We start from the raw sequence: 19116 nt of genomic DNA on the forward strand, positions 1-19116 counted from the left end.
TGTCCTTGTGTTGGCGGCTTGATTGCGAGCTTCTGGCGCAGCGGTTTGGGCTGCAACGCAACCAGCGAGGAGCACCAAAAGCATCTCGCTGCTCAGTGAACGGAAGGATGAAGGCCGTAGCTACTACAGCGTCAAGCGTCAGTGGCTCGGCCACGGGCCGGCGCCCTGCAATGCCCCGGGAAGCGCCCCCAGCTATAGCCCCATGCGAATCCCGGCGAGCACCAGCAGATGAACCGGATAGAAGAAATAGCCCCATCGCGTAACCGGCCAGATACGCCAGGTGACGGTCGTGCGCAGCAGCCACAGCCCGATGAGAGGGGCCGCGAACTCTGCCGCGATGCTGATGCCGACTACCTCACCTGACCAGCCTTCCGCCCAACGATTGCGGCTGTTGGCGAGCACGCAGAGCAGCGCCGGCAGCAACCACGTGGGCCCAGGCCGCTGGATCGCGATGACCAGCGCAGCCGGCACCAGGGCGCCGAACACGCCATACATCAGGCGCTCGTGCATCACTGCGGCCAGGGCCAGGCTCAACAGCCCCAGCAGCAGGCCATGACGCCCCTGATGGTGGACACCCCAGGCAATCAGCAGGCCGATTAGCAAGGTGGGCATGATGTTCAGCGTGCTGCTTTCGGTGGAAAGCAGGCGGTAAGGCAGTTCGGAGACAACCGAGAAGGCCACCAGCCACGCCAGATAGCGACCGTTGGCGTCGGTGAACAACTGGCCTGGTCGTGAGCGGCAGACGTTGGCTGCGATGCCCAGGCAGAACAACGGAAACGCCAGCCGCCCGACGAAGAACAGCCAGGCTTCCGCTTGTGGCCAGAGGTAACGCGAGTGGTCGATGACCATGCTCAGCATGGCCAGCCACTTGATCAGATCCAGGCTGCTGTCACGCCTCGCCTGGATTCCCGAACTCGCCCCGAATACGGTGGCTCTCATCAGGGTGAACACTGCGCCCCTACCCTGTCAGCCCGACCCAGCCATGCCAACCGACGTAGACCCCGACGGCGATGATCAATGCACTGGAGAGATAGGGCGCACGCCGCGCCACGCTGTTCAGCCAGGGCCATCGATTGGACGCCTGCCTGGCGCCGATGGCGGCTGCAACACCAACGCTGACCAGGGTCAGCGCCAGCCCGATGCTGAAACACACCACCAGCACGGCGCCCAGAGCGACTTCTTTGACTTGCAGGCACAACAGCAACACGGTGATGGCAGCCGGACAGGGAATGAGTCCGCCGGTCAGGCCGAACAGCATCACCTGGCCGGTCGTGACGTTCCGACTGCTGAAGCGTTTACGGATGTCGTGGGCATGCGCGCGCGCATGAGCATCCTGGTAGTCCGTCTGTGGCAGCTCCAGACCATCTCTGTCCGCGTGGGCATGGTCATGCTCATGGAAGCTCAGGTCATAGTCATGTGAATGGCCTGCATGGCCCAGGCTCAGGCGGGCGGTGAATGCGTGCGGCTCAGGAATCGCGTCCAGCGACTCCAGATAGCCGTCTCGGTCGACGAAGCGGAACGGCTGGGTCTGACCGTCGCTGCGGGTCGTGAGCAGGCGAACCTCGTCTGCTGACCAGGCATGGCCAGCCAATGTACGCAGTCGCCAGCGTGGCGGCACGCCCTTCTCGAAGATCGTCAGCTCGACACGCCCGTGGCCGGTGTCGAGCTGGTGCGTTTCGTCTGCATGGTGATGGTCGTGTTGTTCGAAACGCCACATCCGTTCGCCACGCCAGGTACGCCAGAACATCCACAGGGCGATGGTGACGATGATCACCGCCGACGCGAGCTGGAAGTACGGCTCGGTGGTTGCGGCGTCGAGATTCTGGCCGAGATACATCCCACTCAGTGCCACCAGCCAGACCACGGCCGTATGCGAGACGGTGGCAGCCAGGCCGAGCACAACGGCCTGCTTCACGCTGCCGCGAATGGCGATGATGAAGGCAGCCATCATCGTTTTCGAATGCCCTGGCTCCAGACCATGCAGGGCACCGAGCAGGATCGCCGTGGGGAAGTAAAGCCAGGCGTGCGCAGCCCCTTGCTGCAGCAATTCGGCGAAGCTCGACATGACAGCTCCTACAGGTATTTGGTGATCTGCTTGAACTCTTCCAGTGGCGCGCGCTGGCCACTAGTTAGCGCCCCTACGGTGTGTTCTAGGCAGTGATCGATGTGATCCTGAATCAGGGTTCGCTTGGCCTGGCAGACCGCCTTCTCCACGGCATGCAGTTGCTGGGCGATATCCACACAGGCGCGGCCGCTTTCGATCATGTTGACGATGCTGCGCAGGTGCCCTTCGGCACGCTTCAACCGTTTGACGATGTCGCCATGGCTCTGGTGCGGGTGATCGTGTTCGTGCTGGCTCATCAGGAGGCTCTCATGCTGGATGGCGCCGCCACATCCTATCCCCCCGGGGAGGATATTGAAATGGTGACTCGGCAGGTATCGGTGCGCGCGGCGCACCCTACCCATAGCGCACGACAGCTACTTTCATTCGGGAGTAAGTCAACTTGAGAAAGGCGGAATTTACAGGCTCCGAGGGCACGCCCAATACTGGTTCCACCTGTGCAGGCCAGGCCCAGAGCGCCTCGGTTCGCAGGTGATACGACCACCCAGCGCATAACAACAAGAGGCGCCCTATGAACACGCCGAGCAATGCCGGACGCGAGCTGCCCAGGCTCGAAGTTCGCTCCATCGATTACGTGCCGCGCGAAGAACGTCATGGAAAGATCTGGCACCAGGGACCGTTCTGGTTCACCGGCAATTTCGTCTTTCTCACCATGATGGTCGGTTTCACCGGCCCGAGCATGGGTCTCGGCACGCTGTGGAGCATGCTCGCGGTGGCAATCGGCGCCGGTTTCGGCACCATCTTCATGGCGCTGCATGCCAACCAGGGACCGAAGATGGGTTTGCCGCAGATGATCCAGTCCCGCGCGCAGTTCGGCAGCCGTGGCGCCATCGTGCCGTTTGCCGCGACGGTGTTCGTCTATATAGGCTTCATCGTATTCGGGGTGATCCTGGTCACCCAGGCGATCCAACTGGTGCTGCCCGGCTCCAAAGGCTTTTGGTACCCGACGCTGGTGGTGGTTTCGATCATCGTCGCGGTGGTTGGCTATGACCTGCTGCATTTCGTACAGCGCTGGCTGACCTACGTGCTCATCGCCACCTTCGCCATCGTCACCTTCCTGGCTTTTACGGCGCTGCCGCAGGCCTCGGCCGCGCCATTGCCGACGAACTGGGATACAACCGCCTTCCTGGTACAGCTGTCGCTCGCGGCCGGCTACAACATCAGCTACTCGGTGTACGTGTCGGACTATTCGCGCTACCTGCCCGAAGACGCGCCGAGCGGCAAGCTGATCTTCTGGACGTACCTCGGCGCCGCTGGCTCGGCCGTCTGGTTGATGTCGCTGGGAGCGATGCTGGCAACCTATATTCCGGGGGCTGATGGCATCGTCGCCCTGGTGACTACGGGTGACTATCTGTTCCCTGGCTTCGGCGTGTTCGTGGTGATGATCGGCGCGGCAGCACAACTGTCGGTCACCGGTGTGAACTGCTACGGCGCGATGCTCACCGGCATCAGTGCTGTCGACGGCTTCCGCCCGGTGCGCCCGACCCTGGGCCTGCGTGTGGCCGGACTGTCACTGGTGGGCATCGCCTCGATCGTCATTTCGCTGTCGCTGCCCGAGGCCTACATGACCAGCTTCAACGGCTTCGTCCTGCTGATGCTGTATTTCCTGATCCCTTGGACAGCGGTGAACCTGGTGGACTTCTACGCGGTGCGCAAGGGCGAGTACTCGATCAGCGAAATCTTCAACCCGCAGGGCATCTACGGTCGCTGGGCTTGGCAGGGCATCCTGTCGTATGCAGCGGCGTTCATCAGCATGATTCCTTTCTTCTCGCTGCCCTTCTATGTCGGCCCGGCGGCCGAAGCCATCGGCGGCGCAGACGTGGCCTTCATCCCTGGCCTGCTGGTCGGTGGCGGCCTCTACTACCTGCTGACCCTGAGCCAGCACGCTCGCACCATGGCAACGCCGAAGCGCGCCTAGCCCACACACCTGTCACCTCACCCTGACCTTACCTCCGAGGACGGCCGGGCCGCCCTCGCTCACCCGCGATTCAGGTAACTGACCATGAACCACAAGACCGTCGCCCTCATTCAACACCCTCCGGTCGTGCTCGATGCGGCGCAGTCGCTGGAGCGCGCCGTTGGCCTGATCGCCGAGGCAGCCGCCCAGGGCGCACAACTGATCGTGTTTCCCGAAACCTGGCTGAGCTGCTACCCGGCCTGGGTATTCGGTATGGCCGGCTGGGACGACGCAAATGCCAAGCACTGGTATCAACGGCTGCTGGCCGATAGCCCGGTGCTCGGTAAGCATGACGACCTGCAAGACGGCCTGGCACCGGTACGCGCTGCTGCACGCGAGCATAAGGTTTGTGTGGTCATCGGCATCAACGAGCGGGCACGCACGCAGGGTGGCTCGCTGTACAACTCGCTGGTCACCATTGGCGATGACGGTTACCTGCTCAACGTGCACCGCAAGCTCACGCCGACCCATACCGAGCGCAACGTCTGGGCTCAGGGTGACGCCGCCGGACTGCGCGTGGTCGATACCCCGGTCGGGCGCGTCGGCGGGCTGGTGTGCTGGGAACACTGGCACCCGCTGGCCCGTCAGGCGCTGCATGCTCAAGACGAGCAGATCCACGTCGCAGTCTGGCCAGACATGCCAGAGATGCACCATGTCGCCGCCCGTGCCTATGCCTTCGAGGGGCGCTGCTTCGTGCTCTGCGCCGGACAGTACCTGACCACCGCCGACATTCCCGGCGAACTACTGGACGCCTATCGCCTGGGCGCGGGCGCCGAGCAGTCCACCGATGGCGTGGTGTTCGCCGGTGGCTCCGGGGTGATCGGCCCGAATGGCCAGTGGCTGACACCACCGCTGGTGGGCAAGGCCGGCATCGTGCTGGCAACGCTAGACCTCGACTGCGTCGATGCGCAGCGCCACGACCTCGACGTGGCCGGGCATTACCTGCGCCCGGACATTTTCGAACTGCGCGTCGACCGCCGTCCGCGCCATGGCATCGAACTGCTCGACGCCTGAGCGGTATCACCGGCCCCTTTCCCCCTTATCGAAGTGTTCTCGTGATGAATGATCTGCTGCTCGCCACCGCCCTGCTCTCCCTCGCCCTCGGCGCCCTCTCCGGCTTCGCCGTGCTTACCTGCGTCGACTACCCGGACAAGGCACGCGCCCTGGGCGTGGTCAACCCGATGCGCATTCGCCAGGCGCATATCGACTGGATCGTGATGGGCACGGTGATGGCCGCCACCGCCCTCGCCGCACCGGACATGCCGGGCTGGATCTATGCACTGGTGCTGTTCGGCGGCGTGGTCAACCCACTCACCTTCGTGCCAATGGCCTTCTCCAAAACCGTGGACACCACCCAGGCGTTTCGCCTTATCTCGCTGCTGTCCTTCACCTCGTTGAGCAGCGGCTTGGTGGTGACGGCCGGGCATTTCATCAGCACCCGCTTCTAGCCGACAAACGCCCGACACGGTGGGAAGTGCCATACTCGGCGCGGGCAACAAGACAGACCTGACAGGCGGATCACCCCATGCTGGCCAATCTCTCGGACATCGATCTGAAAATGCTGCGCATCTTTTGCTCGATCGTCGAGGCTGGCGGTTTCACCGCTGCGCAGGTTCGCCTGAACACCAGCCTGCCGCGCCTGAGCGTGACGGTTCGCGACCTGGAAACGCGGCTGGGTTACACCCTCTGCCGGCGCGGCAAGGGTGGCTTCCAGCTGACCGACCAGGGCGCCCAGGTGTATGCCGCCGCGCAGGAGCTGAACGCCGACATGGAGCGCTTCCGCCAGCGCCTGGTCATGCTCAATGCTCACCACCCTGAAACCTTGCGCTTGGGCAGCATCGACAACCTCATCACCCTCGAACCGGCGCCGGTGCCGCTGGCCCTGGCGCGCTTGCGTGAAGCGATTCCAGACACCCGCATCGTGCTGCAGATTCTCACCGCCGAGGGGCTCGAACAGGCGGTCATCAATGGTGACCTCGACCTGGCCATCGGCGTGTTCGACCACCAGCTGTCCGGCGTGCACTACCAGGAGCTGTTCGAGGAACAGCAAAACCTCTACTGCGGACGTAGCCACCCATTCTTCGCCCGCACCGACAGCACCCTGAGCGACACGGAAATCTTCAGCGCCGAATACGTCGACCGTGGTCTGGTGGTGGAGAATCGCAAGCCATTCACCTTCCCCTTCAACAGCGTGTCGAGCGCCGCCTCGACCGAGGCCGTCGCCTCGCTGATCGCCTCCGGCCACTTCATCGGCTACCTGCCCGGGCACTACGCCGAAGTACTGGTGGCGCGCGGTACGCTGCGCCCGATCTGGCCTGCGCGCTTTTCCTACAACGCCAAGTGCCACTGCATCACCCGCCAGGGCGTGCCGCACAGCACTTCGATGGAGCGTTTCATCGCGGCCCTGAGCAGCGTCACGGCTACGCTCGTGTCCTGACGCCCAACCGCACCGTCGTGCCCAACCAAGCAACCTGAGACAGGATGGGCTGTGGTTCGGCATGCCAAGTGATACCATTGCGCGCCTCGACGCCGCGCTGAGCACCACCAGGCCACGGCGTCACGATGCCCGACACTCCCACCCATGCCTCACCAGCCTTAGCGGCTCGTCTGCCGGCAGGGTCGTAGCGTTCACTCATTTGCGCAGGTTGGTCTTCCTCGGTTCGGGCCGGGTTGCAAGGCTCGAAGCGGTATCCCCCGTTAAACAGCGCACTTCAAGTTACTGATAGGTAAGTCCTTTGATCTCCACCGCTAACATCACCATGCAGTTCGGCGCCAAGCCGCTGTTCGAGAACGTTTCCGTCAAGTTCAACAACGGCAACCGCTACGGTCTGATCGGCGCCAACGGCTGCGGCAAGTCGACCTTCATGAAGATTCTTGGCGGCGATCTGGAGCCCTCCGGCGGCCAGGTGATGCTCGAGCCGAACGTGCGTCTGGGCAAGCTGCGCCAGGATCAGTTCGCCCACGAAGAATTCAACGTGATCGACACCGTGATCATGGGCCACGCGGAGCTGTGGAAGGTCAAGGCCGAGCGCGACCGCATCTATTCGCTGCCGGAGATGAGCGAAGAAGACGGCATGAAGGTCGGTGAGCTTGAGGGGGAGTTCGCCGAGATGGACGGCTACACCGCCGAGTCCCGCGCCGGCGAGCTATTGCTCGGCCTGGGCATTCCGCTGGAACAGCACTTCGGCCCGATGAGCGAAGTGGCACCCGGCTGGAAGCTGCGCGTGCTGCTGGCCCAGGCGCTGTTCGCCGACCCGGACGTGCTGCTGCTCGACGAGCCGACCAACCACCTGGACATCAACACCATCCGCTGGCTGGAAACCATCCTCACGGCGCGTAACAGCACCATGATCATCATTTCCCACGACCGTCACTTCCTCAACGCGGTCTGCACCCATATGGCTGACCTGGATTACGGCGAGCTACGCCTGTTCCCGGGCAACTACGACGAGTACATGACGGCCTCGACCCAGGCGCGTGAGCAACTGCTGGCCGACAACGCCAAGAAGAAGGCGCAGATCGCCGAGCTGCAAACCTTCGTCAGCCGCTTCTCGGCCAACGCCTCCAAGGCCAAGCAGGCCACCAGCCGCGCCAAGCAGATCGACAAGATCCAGCTGGCCGAGGTCAAGCCGTCGAGCCGCGTCAGCCCGTTCATTCGCTTCGACCAGAACAAGAAGCTGCACCGCCAGGCAGTGACCGTCGAGAAGCTGTCCAAGGCCTTCGACGACAAGGTGCTGTTCAAGAACTTCGGTTTCACCATCGAAGCCGGCGAGCGTGTGGCCATCATCGGCCCCAACGGCATCGGCAAGACCACCCTGCTGCGTACCTTGGTCGGCGAAATGCAGCCGGACGCCGGCAGCGTGAAGTGGACAGACAGCGCCGAGGTGGGCTACTACGCCCAGGATCACGCCCACGACTTCGAAGCCGACGAAACCCTGTTCGAGTGGATGGGCCAGTGGACCAGCGGCGAGCAGAACATCCGCGCTGCACTGGGCCGCATGCTGTTCTCCTCCGACGAGATCCAGAAGTCGGTGAAGGTACTTTCCGGTGGTGAACAGGGCCGCATGCTGTTCGGCAAGCTGGCCTGCCAGAAACCCAACGTGCTGGTGATGGACGAACCGACCAACCACCTGGACATGGAATCCATCGAAGCGCTCAACCTGGCGCTGGAGAACTACCCGGGCACGCTGATCTTCGTCAGCCACGACCGCGAGTTCGTCAGCTCGCTGGCCACACGCATCATCGAGCTGTCGGATAACGGCGTGACCGACTTCAGCGGCACCTACGACGACTACCTGCGCAGCCAGGGCATCATCGTCTGACGTCTGCCACAGAAATAAAGAAGCCCGCGATTGCGGGCTTTTTCATGGGCGCAGGATCAGGCTAGGGCGTCAAATGCGGAACTGACGCACCAGCCCATTGAGGCGATCACCCAATCCGGCCAGGCTGCGCGCGGTCAGCGCACCCTGTTCGGTTTCGCTGGCGACGCTGTCCACCGCCCCGGCGATCTGGTGCACGCTGCGGTTGATCTCCTCGGCCACGGCGGTCTGCTCTTCGGCGGCACTGGCGATCTGCGCGTTCATCGCATTGATGGTGGCGATCAGGTGGGCGATGGCGTCCAGGGAAGCGCCGGCCTTGTTGGCCTGCTCGCTGGTCAGCTCGCCGGCATCGCTGGAGCGACGCATCGCCGTGACCGAGGCCTGGGTGCCCTGCTGCAGGCGATCGATCATGCCCTGGATTTCCTGCGTGCTCTGCTGGGTGCGGCTGGCCAGCGCGCGAACTTCGTCGGCCACAACGGCGAACCCGCGCCCTGCCTCACCGGCACGCGCCGCCTCGATGGCCGCGTTGAGCGCCAGGAGGTTGGTCTGCTCGGCGATGGAACGGATGACGTCGAGCACGCTGACGATGGACTGGACATCCTGCTGCAGGCTGTCCAGGGATACACCACTGCTGCGGATGTCCTCGACCAACGCATGAATGCGCTGAATGCTGCCATCGACCACACGCTTGGCCTCCTGGCCTTCCTGGTCGGTCTGCTGGGCAGCCTCGGCAGCGCCCTGCGCGCTCTTGGCGACTTCCTGGGCGGCGGCCGACATCTCGTTGATCGCGGTGGCGACCTGATCGGTCTCATGGCGCTGCTGCACCATGGCCTGCTCGGAACGCTGAGTTTGGGCGGAAACCTGGCCGACCAGCTCGGTGAGTTGGCCGGTCATTTCCGCGATCTGCCGCACCAGTCCATGAATCTTCTCGACGAAGCGGTTGAAGGAGCCGGACAGCTGGCCCAGTTCATCCTGGCTGGCCACCGGCAGACGCCGAGTCAGGTCGCCGTCGCCTGCCGCAATATCGTCGAGGTTGGCCTTGATCTGCGCCAGCGGCCGCAGGAAAGCATTACCCAGCCAAACCGCGACGATACCGACCAATACCAGCAGCACCGCTGCAACAACGACGATGCTGGTGATGATGGTGGTGATGCGCTTGTCGATGGCCGCCTGCACCTCGGTGATCTGCGCTTCGACACCATCGAGGTTGAGCGCGGTGCCCAGGGCCATGTCCCACTTGGGCAGGTAGTAGCTGTAGGCGAGCTTGGGCACCTGCACCGCCTCGTTGCCCGGCAGCGGCGAGGAATAATTGACGTAGTAGGTGTTGTTCTTCGCAACATTGACCAGCTCACGGTTGATGTACACACCGTTCACATCACGCCGATCGTTCAGGCTCTTGCCAACGTCCACCGGGCTATCGCTGCGGAACAGGCGCACCACGTTGGAGTCGTGGCCGAAGAAATAACCATCGGAGCCGTATTTGATCTTGGAGAGGATGGCGATGGCCTGCTCGCGACTGGCCATGTCGCCCTGGCTGGCATTGTCATAGAGGCTTTTCACGGCCCCGACGGCGATCTGGATGTAGCTCTGTAGCTCGCTGCGCTTCTCCTGCAGCAGGCGCTCCCGGGTCTCCGCTACCTCATCGGCAGCCAAGCTCTGCAGCACCTTGGCAGCGGTACCGCTGAGCACCAACGCAAACAACATCACCGGCACCAGAGCCAGCAGTATTACCTTGGTTTTCAATGTCAGGCGCATTCTTGTTTTCCTCTAGGCCAGGCAGACGCAAAAACGGGGCTACCACTTGTATCGGCAGCCCCGCTCTGGAGTTAAGCGACTCGAAAGCCCAAGAAATTTAGTAACGGCGCCTGCACTTACAGGAGCATAGCGGCAGCCCAACCGAACGCCAGCAACGGCAGGTTGTAGTGCAGGAAGGTCGGCACGACGCTGTCCCAGATGTGGCTGTGCTGGCCGTCGACGTTCAGCCCGGCGGTCGGCCCCAGGGTCGAGTCCGATGCCGGCGAGCCTGCATCGCCCAGGGCACCGGCCGTACCGACGATGCAGACGATGGCCAGCGGGCTGAAGCCAAGCTGCACGCCCAGCGGCACGAAGATCGCCGCAATGATCGGCACCGTGGAAAACGATGAGCCAATCCCCATGGTGACCAGCAGCCCGACCAGCAGCATCAGCAACGCGCCCACCGCCTTGTTGTTGCCAATCAGTTCGGCGGCGCCATCGACCAGCGCCTTCACCTCGCCGGTTGCCTTCATCACTTCGGCGAACCCGGCGGCGGCGATCATGATGAAACCGATCATGGCCATCATCTTCATGCCCTCGGTGAACAGGCCGTCAGCCTCGCGCCAGCGCACCACGCCGGATACCGAGAAGATGACGAAGCCCACCAGCGCACCAACGATCATCGAGTCCAGCCAGAGCTGCACGACGAAGGCGGCGGCGATGGCGACGCCAGCCACCAGCAGGCTCATGGGGTTGTACTGAACATCCACGCGCTCGGCCTGCTCGATGCTCTTCAGGTCATAGCTGCGCTTGCCGCGATAGCTGATGAACACTGCGACAAGCAACCCGCAGAGCATGCCCAGCGCAGGAATCGCCATGGCCTGAGTGATGCTCACGCCCGTGATATCGACACCCGCACGGGCGACGTTCGCCAGGAGAATCTCGTTGAGGAAGATGCTGCCGAAGCCGACAGGCAGGAACATGTAGGGCGTGACCAGACCGAAGGTCAGCACACAGGCGATCAGGCGTCGATCCATCTGCTGCTTGCTCATCACGTACAGCAGTGGCGGAACCAGCAGCGGAATGAAGGCGATGTGGATCGGCAGGACGTTCTGCGAGGCGATGGCCACCAGAAGCAGCAGCGCGATCAGTGTCCACTTGAGCAGGCTACCGCCGCCCTCCTGCTGCCCGCCAACCAGCCCGAGCGCCTTGTCGGCCAAGGCATGGGCCAGGCCCGACTTGGCGATGGCCACGGCAAAGGCGCCCAGCAAGGCATAGGACAACGCAACCGTGGCACCGCCACCGAGCCCCTGGTTGAACGCCGCCAGGGTGCCCTCGCCCCCCAGCCCACCCAGCAGGCCTCCGGCCAGCGCACCGATGATCAGCGCGACCACGACGTGAACCCGACAGAGGCTCAGGATCAGCATGATGCCAACCGCAGCGATTACAGCGTTCATGAAAAGCCTCCAGCACTCAACGCGCGGCCATCGACCGCAAAAAGCGGCGTACTCTGCCGGAAGTGGTTCGAGGTGTCAAAACGGCAAATGTTCGATATATTGCTCAGCGCGTGCAACATTCGGATCAGGCGAGGCATGGACGGTCGCTGAAAACCACTTGCAAGCATTCAAGATTCAGCCATCACCCGCCGACATCAACTGTATATCCAAGCCGGAAGTAGGATGCCCATGCCATTTAGTCGCCTATCCATCCAGTGGAAGATCACCTTGCTGGCCGGGCTTTGCCTGCTGGCCATCGTCACGTTGCTGGTCGGTGCGTCGCAGTACCAATCCAGCCGCAGCGCCACGCTGGTCAAGGACGCCAGTTCCGCCATGCTGGAGGAAAGCGCCAAGCAGCGCCTGAAGGCACGCGCCGATCTGCAGGCCATTCGCATCCAGCGCTATTTCATGGATGCCTACCAGTACGGCAAGGGGTTCTCCAGGCAGATCCTGTTCCTGCGCGAGCAAGCCAAAAAACGCTTTCTCGATGCCTTCGACCTGCGTGAGGATCTCACCCGTCAGGTACGCACCAGCCTCGAAGCCAACCCCAGCCTGCTCGGCCTGTATCTGGTGTTCGAACCCAACGCGCTGGATGGCAAGGACGAACTCTTCGCCGATCAGCCCAACCTGGGCAGCAACGATGCCGGGCGGTTTTCGCTGTACTGGTCCCAACCGACGCCCGGTCAGCTGACCTCAGAGGCGATGCCCGAATCGCTACTGGCGGACAGCACCCTGGGTGACAATGGCGTGCCCTACAACGCCTGGAATACCTGCCCTCGCGAAACACGCCAGGCCTGCGTGCTCGAACCCTACTATGACGAGGTGGCCGGGCAGCGCATCCTCATGACCAGCATCGCCTTCCCGCTGGAGCAGGATGGCAAGATCATCGGTGTGATGGGCCTGGATATCAGCCTCGACAGCCTGCAGAACATCAGCCTGGAGGCCAACCGCGAACTGTATGACGGCCAGGGCCACGTCAGCATCCTCAGCCCGGCCGCGCTGCTGGTCGGCCACAGCAGCGATGCCAGCTTGCTGAGCCAGCCGGTGGAGCGTGCGTATCCGGAGCAGGCGGCCCAATTGCGCCAAATGGTGCAGAACGGCACCTCGGCTGAACTCGATCACGGCGATACGCTGCGAGAGCTGAGCCCTTTCCGCCCGATCCCCGAAGCCAAACCCTGGAGCGTACTGCTAGACGTGCCCAAAGCCGTGCTACTGGAGCGCGCCATTCAACTCGGTGGCCAACTGAGTGAACGTCGAGCCAGCGACAGCCTGTTCGCCCTGTTGCTCGGGTTCGTCGCCATGACAGCCGGCCTGCTGTTGATGTGGCTGACCGCGCGCGGTGTCACCCGCCCGATTCTCGGTGTGGCGGCGATGCTCAAGGACATCGCCAGCGGCGAAGGCGACCTCACGCGCCGCCTGAGCTATGCCAAACAGGATGAGTTGGGCGAGCTGGCCAGTTGGTTCAACCGCTTCCTCGACAAGCTGCAACCCATCATCGCCGACGTGAAGAACAGCGTCGTCGATGCACGCAGCACCGCTGATCAGGCCGCGGCCATCGCCAGCCAGACCAGCGCCGGCATGCAGCAGCAATACCGCGAGGTGGATCAGGTCGCCACGGCCTTCCAGGAGATGAGTGCTACGGCCCATGACGTCGCGCATAACGCCGCGCAAGCCGCCGAAGCAGCGCGCAGTGCCGATCAAGCCAGCCGCGAAGGCCAGCAGGAAGTCGACAAGACCACCAGCAGCATCGAGTTGCTGGCCAACGAGATGAATGTCGCCATGCAGGAGGTCGAGGGGCTGTCCAGCAGTAGCGAGCAGATCGGCTCGGTGCTGGAGGTGATTCGCGCCATCGCCGAACAGACCAATCTGCTGGCCCTCAACGCCGCCATCGAGGCCGCGCGGGCCGGCGAGGCAGGCCGCGGCTTCGCGGTGGTCGCCGACGAGGTACGCAACCTGGCCAAGCGCACCCAGGACTCGGTCGAGGAAATCCGCCAGGTGATCGAAAAGCTACAGAACGGCACCCGCGAGGTGGTCAGCACCATGCAAAGCAGCCATCGCCAGGCACAGGGCAGTGTCGAGCAGGTGCAGATGGCGGTCGCCGCACTGCAGCGCATCAGCCAGGCGGTGACGGTAATCACCGACATGAATCTGCAGATCGCCAGCGCGGCTGAAGAACAAAGTTCGGTCGCCGAAGAGATCAACCGCAATGTCGCCTCGATTCGTGACGTCACCGAAGCCATTACCGCACAGGCCAGCGAATCGGCTCAGGTCAGCCAGAACCTCAACCGCCTGGCCAATCACCAGCAGGGCTTGATGGATCAGTTCCGCGTCTAGCGCCTTGAATGGCCATCACCTTGCGTGGTGGCCCGCGCTGCCCTAGCCTGCGTTCTTTTTCCAGGAATTCCGCATGTTGAACATTGCCTTGGTTGCCGGCTCCAGCCGCAATAACAGCCAGTCCGGGAAGGTCGCGCGCTTTCTCCGTCAGCGTCTGATCGAACTGGGCCACGCCAGCCAGTCGAGCACCAGCGTCATCGATCTGGGCCTGGCGCCTCTGCCGCTGTGGCCCGCTGAAGACAGCGGCCCGTGGGAGCTCTATCGCCAGCAACTGGCCGCTGCCGATGCGCTGGTGATCATCGCCCCCGAGTGGAATGGCATGGCCTGCCCGGCGATCAAGAACTTCTTCATCTATGCCAGCAAAGCCGAGCTGGCGCACAAGCCTGGGTTGCTGGTCGGAGTTTCCTCGGGCATCGGCGGCGCCTATCCGATCAGCGAACTGCGTGCCTCCAGTTACAAGAACTGCCGGCTTTGCTACCTGCCCGAGCATCTGATCGTGCGCCAGGTGGAGAAGGTGCTCAACGGTTCGCAACCGCAGGACGAAGCCGACCAGCGCATGCACCAACGCGTCGATTACACGCTGGACGTCCTCATCCGCTACGCCCATGCCCTGCAGCCGGTGCGTGCGGCCATTGGGTTCGACAACCTGGCCTTCGCCAACGGCATGTAGCCGCTAGCGCCGCGGCAGTTCCAACAGCACACGCAGCCCGCCCAGCGGGCTGTCCTGCAAGGCGATGGAGCCGCCCCAGGCTTCGACGATATCGCGCACGATCCCCAGGCCCAAGCCATGGCCGGCGACCTGCTCATCGAGACGAGTACCGCGTCCGAGTACATCCTCGCGCCGCTGTGGCTCGATGCCAGGGCCGTCATCATCGACATGAATCCGCAGCATGCCACCCTCCTCGACCAGCTCCAGCTGGACGCGGCTGTCAGCCCATTTGCAGGCGTTGTCCAGCAGATTGCCGAGTAGCTCCAGCAGATCCTCGCGGTCACGCTGAACGATGAGACCGGCAGGCGCCTTCCACTCAAGGTTGAGCCCGTGGTCGTGAATCATCGCCAGAGTGGCGAACAGGCCCGGCAGTTCCTGCGCGCAGTCGAAGCGCGCTCCGGGCAGCGCCTCTCCCGCCAGGCGGGCGCGGCCCAGTTCACGACTCAGGCGTTGTTCGATCTGCTCCAGTTGCTCATGCAGCGTGGCCCGTAGCGCCGGGTAGGCCGCCAGCTCGTCACGGCCAGCGAGGCTGATCAATACCGCCAGGGGCGTTTTCAGGGCATGCCCGAGGTTGCCTAGGGCGTTGCGCGAGCGCTTGAGGGTTTCCTCGGTGTGAGCCAGCAGGTGGTTGATCTGTGCCACCAGTGGTTCCAGCTCTTCGGGCACCTGCGCGTCCAGCTCGCTGCGCTGGCCCTGCTGCAACTGGGCGATCTGCTGGCGCACCTGTTCAAGCGGTTTCAGCGCTCGCCGCACCGTATAGCGCTGGGCGATGAGGATCAGCAGCAGTGCGGCACCGCCCATGCCCAAGCCCAACCACTGCATGCGCCGAAAGCCCTGCAGGATCGGCGCGTAGTCCTGCGCAACGCTGATCGTCAGATTCTGCCCGTAGCGTCGGTAATCGGCCCGGTAGACCAGCAGGCGCTGACCTTGTGGGCCGTCACCCAGTTCTGCATGCATGCCGGGGCCATCCGGCTTGAGCAACTCCCGATCCCACAAGGAACGGGAACGCCAGCTCTGCTCGGAAAAGTCGATACGAAAGTAATGCCCGGAGAATTGCCGCTGAAAGGACGGATCCAGCCGGCGCTCGTCCAACTGTAAACCTGCCGGACCGCGCACCAGAGCCGCCAGCAGCCCTTGCGCCTCGTCCCGGAGGTCTTCTTCCAGATAGGCACGCAGCCCCCGGTCGAATACCCACAGGCTCGCTTGCGCGAGAATCAGCCCTACGAGCAGCAAGGCGCCGGCAAGCCCCAGGCTCAGGCGCCGTTGAATCGACCTCACCCACGCTCTCCGGTGAAGCGATAGCCCTGGCCACGTCGGGTCTCGATCACCTCTCGGCCCAGCTTGCCGCGCAGACGATTGACATGCACTTCGATCACGTTGGAGTCACGTTCGGTCTCGCCGTCATACAGATGGTCGGCCAGGTGACTCTTCGACAGGATCTGCCCGGGATGCAGCATGAAATAACGCAGCAAGCGAAACTCGGCCGCCGTCAGATCAATGCTCTGCCCGCCGGAACTGACGCACTGGCGGCTTTCGTCAAGCTGCAAGCCTGCCGCCTCTAGCTGCGGCTGATTGGCCAGGCCATGTGCGCGGCGCAACAATGCCTGGATGCGCAATGCCAGCTCTTCGGGGTGGAAGGGTTTGGTCAGGTAGTCATCGGCCCCCGCCTTCAAACCTTCGATGCGCTCAGCCCAGGAGCCACGTGCGGTAAGCACCAGCACCGGTGTTTTCAGGCCACCGGCACGCCACTCCTGTAGCACCTCAAGCCCCGGTTTGCCGGGCAGGCCGAGATCCAGAATGATCAGGTCATAGGGTTCGCTCGCCCCTTGATAGGCGGCATCACGGCCATCGGCCAGCCAATCGACGGCATATCCCTGCCGTGTGAGACTGGCTGTGAGCTCGTCGGCCAGCGGCACATGATCCTCAACCAAAAGCAGCCGCATCAGTCGTCTTCCTCATCCTTCAAGATTTTCCCATTGCGGGCGTCCAGTTCGAGCTCACGTACCACGCCCGATGGCGTGAGTATCTCGACCTCGTAAACCAGTACGCCGTCCTCTTCCTCGAGTTCAGCCTCCAGCAGAGTGGAGCCAGGGTGCTGCTGCTCCAGCTGTTTCATCATCTGCTCGAACGGCAGGATGACGCCCTCGCGCCTCAGACGCAGGGCTTCGTCCTGGTCGAGGTCACGCGCGACGCCAGGGACGGCGCTCAGGGCACCAACCACTAGAGCCAGGATGGAGAGGATACGGATACTACTCATCAGTCGTCCTGGTGATGCTTGAGAATGGCGCCTGTGCTGGCGTCGAGCTCCAGATCCCATTGCACGCCCTGGGCGTCGCGCAATTCAATCTGATAGATGTAGCGACCATATTCGTCTTCCAGCTCGGTTTCCTGGATGCTGCCACCCGGATGCTGGGCCAAGGCCAGCTCGTTGAGCTGCTCGAAGGACTTGATGGTGCCGGCATCGCGCAATCGCAGCGCCTCGTCCGGCCCCAGGTCACGGGCTTGGGCAATGGTAACGGTGCTGGTGGATACGGCAAAGGCCAGAAGCAGGATCGAAGGTTTCATGCATGAGCTCCATCGGCTAATCAGGATGGAACCACTTTATGAGGTAGCACTTAATTCAAGCTGAATCATCGCCAATGCAGTCCCATTCATGGGCTGAAGCCACTTGGCCCTGAGCACCGGCATTCTATAATCGCCAGCTTGCCGAGCGGAGAGCATGATGAGCGCGATACAGATCAAATCCCCAGCCCTGACCATCAAGGCCGGACATCGAGCCCTGGCACGCATCCGCGACCAAGGCCTGAGTCCACAGGATGTCGGCATTCTGCCGGGCGCGGCCGGTGGCCCGAAAGGATTGGGTATCCAGGGGCTTGATCTGGCCCTGTTCGGCGATTGGCTCGCGCGCGCCCCTCGCGAGCGCGCACTAATAGGCGCTTCGATTGGCTCCTGGCGATTCGCCAGCGCCTGTCTGCCCGACCCAGCTGCAGGTATCCGCCGCCTGGGCGAACTTTACACCTCACAGCGCTTCGCCAAGGGCGTGAGCATGGCTGAGGTGTCCGGCAGTTGCCGGCGCATGCTCGAGGAGCTGCTGGAAGATCAGGACGCCAGCATCATCGGCAATCCTCATTACCGCTTGCATATCGTCGTGGTGAAAAGCCACGGCCTGCTGCAGCACGATCATCGCGGCAAACTGAGCCTGGGCCTGTCTTCGGTGATTGGCAATAACCTGTTGGCCAGACAGCGTCTGGCACGCCATTTCGATCGCATCATCCTGCACGATGCTCGCCAGTTACCACCTCTCGAGCCACTCAATGACTTTCGCTCGCACTTCCATGCGCTGACTGCGGAAAACCTGCGTCACGCTCTGCTGGCTTCTGGATCGATTCCTATGGTCATGGAGGCGATTCGCGAGATTCCCGGACTGCTACCAGGCGCCTATCGCGATGGCGGTCTGCTCGACTACCACCTCGACCTGCCCTACCACGGCGAAGACATCGTGCTCTACCCGCACTTCACTGATCGAGTGATACCGGGCTGGTTCGACAAGGGCATGCCCTGGCGTCGTGGTGACCGCATGCGCCTGCAGGATGTAGTGCTGCTTGCTCCGTCACGCGAATATCTGGCAAGTCTGCCGCACGGCAAACTACCGGATCGCACTGACTTCAAACGCTACCTGGGTGATGACGCAGGGCGCGAACGTTACTGGCGCCAGGCCATGGCCGAAAGCGTCAGGCTCGGGGACGAATTTCTCGAGCTGGTCGAGAGTGGCCGCCTAGCAGAACGCCTGCAGCCACTCTGATACCGACCACTTGCAGTGCAGCCCTGATAAGGCAGCCACCGCGTCAGACCTGATAAACTGCGCGACTCAACGCCAGTCAGGCGGAATCTTTTACGCGAGCGCTGTTCAGTGGAATTGTTCAAAGAGTTCATCTTCGAGGCGGCCCATCGCTTGCCGCACGTACCGGAAGGCCACAAATGCGGCCGCCTGCACGGCCACTCCTTCCGAGTCGCCATCTACATCGAAGGTGACGTCGATCCTTATACCGGCTGGATTCGCGACTTCTCCGAGATTAAGGCGATCTTCAAGCCGATCTATGAACAGCTCGACCACAACTACCTGAACGATATATCCGGCTTGGAGAACCCAACCAGCGAAGTGCTGGCCAAGTGGATCTGGCAACAAGTCAAACCATTGCTGCCGGAGCTATCGCGAGTGCGTATCCACGAAACCTGCACCAGCGGTTGCGAATACCGCGGCGATTGATCAGCCCGCAAAAAACACCAAAGGCCACCTTCGAGGTGGCCTTTTTATTGGTTCAAGGTGCCAGAACCTAGTGCGACATCCCAGATTATGCCGTCTGGCCTGCGTCTCGTCAGACCTTTCCAGCGCGCAAAGAAGAAACCCCAGACCGCTAGGCGATCTGGGGTTTCGTATAGGAGCT

16 protein-coding genes and 4 pseudogenes are annotated in these 19116 nt (G+C 62.8%); 10 read left to right on the forward strand and 10 right to left on the reverse strand.

Annotated features, from left to right (window positions below; translation table 11 throughout):
* Positions 1-192: 192 nt before the first annotated feature.
* From ACODS1_RS22135 to ACODS1_RS22145, 3 genes are read right to left on the reverse strand one after another with little or no spacing between them, the layout of a single operon-like run.
* Positions 193-939: a TraX family protein gene (locus ACODS1_RS22135; protein ID WP_489087347.1), complete on the reverse strand. Its 747-nt coding sequence runs from the start codon at positions 937-939 to the stop codon at positions 193-195.
* Between the two features lie 19 nt (positions 940-958).
* Positions 959-2065, reverse strand: a complete 1107-nt coding sequence (locus tag ACODS1_RS22140) for a nickel/cobalt efflux protein RcnA (RefSeq protein ID WP_489087348.1) — start codon at positions 2063-2065, stop codon at positions 959-961.
* A gap of 8 nt (positions 2066-2073) precedes the next feature.
* Positions 2074-2361: a metal-sensing transcriptional repressor gene (locus ACODS1_RS22145; protein WP_489087349.1), complete on the reverse strand. Its 288-nt coding sequence runs from the start codon at positions 2359-2361 to the stop codon at positions 2074-2076.
* Positions 2362-2633: 272 nt separating this feature from the next.
* Between ACODS1_RS22145 and ACODS1_RS22150 the strand changes: the two genes are divergently transcribed.
* The 5 genes from ACODS1_RS22150 (at position 2634) to ACODS1_RS22170 (ending at position 8401) form a co-directional block, all read left to right on the forward strand.
* Positions 2634-4040 (forward strand): purine-cytosine permease family protein, encoded by a 1407-nt coding sequence (locus ACODS1_RS22150; RefSeq protein WP_489087350.1) that lies wholly within the window; start codon positions 2634-2636, stop codon positions 4038-4040.
* A gap of 84 nt (positions 4041-4124) precedes the next feature.
* Positions 4125-5093: a carbon-nitrogen hydrolase family protein gene (locus tag ACODS1_RS22155; RefSeq protein ID WP_489087351.1), complete on the forward strand. Its 969-nt coding sequence runs from the start codon at positions 4125-4127 to the stop codon at positions 5091-5093.
* A 44-nt stretch (positions 5094-5137) separates the two neighbouring features.
* On the forward strand, positions 5138-5527 hold the full coding sequence (locus ACODS1_RS22160; RefSeq protein WP_489087352.1) for a hypothetical protein: 390 nt from the start codon (positions 5138-5140) through the stop codon (positions 5525-5527).
* A 77-nt stretch (positions 5528-5604) separates the two neighbouring features.
* Positions 5605-6516: a LysR family transcriptional regulator gene (locus ACODS1_RS22165; protein WP_489087353.1), complete on the forward strand. Its 912-nt coding sequence runs from the start codon at positions 5605-5607 to the stop codon at positions 6514-6516.
* Between the two features lie 298 nt (positions 6517-6814).
* Positions 6815-8401: an ABC-F family ATPase gene (locus tag ACODS1_RS22170; RefSeq protein WP_489087354.1), complete on the forward strand. Its 1587-nt coding sequence runs from the start codon at positions 6815-6817 to the stop codon at positions 8399-8401.
* 69 nt (positions 8402-8470) lie between these two features.
* Here the strand turns inward: ACODS1_RS22170 and ACODS1_RS22175 are convergent.
* The 3 genes and pseudogenes from ACODS1_RS22175 to ACODS1_RS22185 form a co-directional block, all read right to left on the reverse strand.
* Positions 8471-9469 (reverse strand): annotated as a pseudogene (locus ACODS1_RS22175) (methyl-accepting chemotaxis protein); the annotation flags it as partial.
* 153 nt (positions 9470-9622) lie between these two features.
* Positions 9623-10153: pseudogene (locus ACODS1_RS22180) on the reverse strand (cache domain-containing protein); the annotation flags it as partial.
* A gap of 116 nt (positions 10154-10269) precedes the next feature.
* Complete coding sequence (locus ACODS1_RS22185) at positions 10270-11589, reverse strand: Na+/H+ antiporter family protein (RefSeq protein ID WP_489087355.1); 1320 nt, start codon at positions 11587-11589, stop codon at positions 10270-10272.
* A 447-nt stretch (positions 11590-12036) separates the two neighbouring features.
* Here ACODS1_RS22185 and ACODS1_RS22190 point away from each other — a divergent pair.
* From ACODS1_RS22190 to ACODS1_RS22200, 3 genes and pseudogenes are all read left to right on the forward strand, one after another.
* A pseudogene (locus ACODS1_RS22190) lies at positions 12037-13104 on the forward strand (methyl-accepting chemotaxis protein); the annotation flags it as partial.
* A gap of 261 nt (positions 13105-13365) precedes the next feature.
* Positions 13366-13962, forward strand: a pseudogene (locus tag ACODS1_RS22195) (methyl-accepting chemotaxis protein); the annotation flags it as partial.
* A 73-nt stretch (positions 13963-14035) separates the two neighbouring features.
* Positions 14036-14632, forward strand: a complete 597-nt coding sequence (locus ACODS1_RS22200; RefSeq protein WP_489087356.1) for an NADPH-dependent FMN reductase — start codon at positions 14036-14038, stop codon at positions 14630-14632.
* A 3-nt stretch (positions 14633-14635) separates the two neighbouring features.
* Here the strand turns inward: ACODS1_RS22200 and ACODS1_RS22205 are convergent, their stop codons facing one another.
* The 4 genes from ACODS1_RS22205 to ACODS1_RS22220 are packed head-to-tail and all read right to left on the reverse strand — an operon-like array spanning position 14636 to position 17236.
* The gene (locus ACODS1_RS22205) at positions 14636-15949 is read right to left on the reverse strand and encodes a sensor histidine kinase (protein WP_489087357.1); all 1314 of its coding nucleotides are present in this window, start codon (positions 15947-15949) and stop codon (positions 14636-14638) included.
* The gene (locus ACODS1_RS22210) at positions 15946-16614 is read right to left on the reverse strand and encodes a response regulator transcription factor (RefSeq protein WP_322977540.1); all 669 of its coding nucleotides are present in this window, start codon (positions 16612-16614) and stop codon (positions 15946-15948) included. The genes ACODS1_RS22205 and ACODS1_RS22210 overlap by 4 nt, the downstream gene beginning before the upstream one ends.
* Positions 16614-16928, reverse strand: coding sequence for a PepSY domain-containing protein (locus ACODS1_RS22215; protein WP_489087358.1), 315 nt, complete (start codon positions 16926-16928; stop codon positions 16614-16616). The genes ACODS1_RS22210 and ACODS1_RS22215 overlap by 1 nt, the downstream gene beginning before the upstream one ends.
* Positions 16928-17236: a PepSY domain-containing protein gene (locus ACODS1_RS22220; RefSeq protein WP_489087359.1), complete on the reverse strand. Its 309-nt coding sequence runs from the start codon at positions 17234-17236 to the stop codon at positions 16928-16930. Before ACODS1_RS22220 ends, ACODS1_RS22215 begins: the two co-directional genes overlap by 1 nt.
* Before the next feature lie 157 nt (positions 17237-17393).
* On the opposite strand from ACODS1_RS22220, the gene ACODS1_RS22225 reads away from it, so the two are divergent.
* Positions 17394-18473, forward strand: a complete 1080-nt coding sequence (locus ACODS1_RS22225; protein WP_489087360.1) for a patatin-like phospholipase family protein — start codon at positions 17394-17396, stop codon at positions 18471-18473.
* A gap of 108 nt (positions 18474-18581) precedes the next feature.
* A complete protein-coding gene (queD, locus tag ACODS1_RS22230; RefSeq protein ID WP_489087361.1) occupies positions 18582-18938 on the forward strand; it encodes a 6-carboxytetrahydropterin synthase QueD in 357 nt (118 codons plus the stop codon).
* The last annotated feature ends 178 nt before the right edge of the window (positions 18939-19116 follow it).

Source organism: Pseudomonas sp. FG29 (assembly GCF_057809355.1).

What these genes read in the sequence shown, in the direction of transcription:
- ACODS1_RS22135 (WP_489087347.1), bottom strand. Translation starts at nt 939, where the DNA reads ATGAGAGCCACCGTATTCGGGGCGAGTTCGGGAATCCAGGCGAGGCGT.
- ACODS1_RS22140 (WP_489087348.1), bottom strand. Translation starts at nt 2,065, where the DNA reads ATGTCGAGCTTCGCCGAATTGCTGCAGCAAGGGGCTGCGCACGCCTGG.
- ACODS1_RS22145 (WP_489087349.1), bottom strand. Translation starts at nt 2,361, where the DNA reads ATGAGCCAGCACGAACACGATCACCCGCACCAGAGCCATGGCGACATC.
- ACODS1_RS22150 (WP_489087350.1), top strand. Translation starts at nt 2,634, where the DNA reads ATGAACACGCCGAGCAATGCCGGACGCGAGCTGCCCAGGCTCGAAGTT.
- ACODS1_RS22155 (WP_489087351.1), top strand. Translation starts at nt 4,125, where the DNA reads ATGAACCACAAGACCGTCGCCCTCATTCAACACCCTCCGGTCGTGCTC.
- ACODS1_RS22160 (WP_489087352.1), top strand. Translation starts at nt 5,138, where the DNA reads ATGAATGATCTGCTGCTCGCCACCGCCCTGCTCTCCCTCGCCCTCGGC.
- ACODS1_RS22165 (WP_489087353.1), top strand. Translation starts at nt 5,605, where the DNA reads ATGCTGGCCAATCTCTCGGACATCGATCTGAAAATGCTGCGCATCTTT.
- ACODS1_RS22185 (WP_489087355.1), bottom strand. Translation starts at nt 11,589, where the DNA reads ATGAACGCTGTAATCGCTGCGGTTGGCATCATGCTGATCCTGAGCCTC.
- ACODS1_RS22200 (WP_489087356.1), top strand. Translation starts at nt 14,036, where the DNA reads ATGTTGAACATTGCCTTGGTTGCCGGCTCCAGCCGCAATAACAGCCAG.
- ACODS1_RS22210 (WP_322977540.1), bottom strand. Translation starts at nt 16,614, where the DNA reads ATGCGGCTGCTTTTGGTTGAGGATCATGTGCCGCTGGCCGACGAGCTC.
- ACODS1_RS22215 (WP_489087358.1), bottom strand. Translation starts at nt 16,928, where the DNA reads ATGAGTAGTATCCGTATCCTCTCCATCCTGGCTCTAGTGGTTGGTGCC.
- ACODS1_RS22220 (WP_489087359.1), bottom strand. Translation starts at nt 17,236, where the DNA reads ATGAAACCTTCGATCCTGCTTCTGGCCTTTGCCGTATCCACCAGCACC.
- ACODS1_RS22225 (WP_489087360.1), top strand. Translation starts at nt 17,394, where the DNA reads ATGAGCGCGATACAGATCAAATCCCCAGCCCTGACCATCAAGGCCGGA.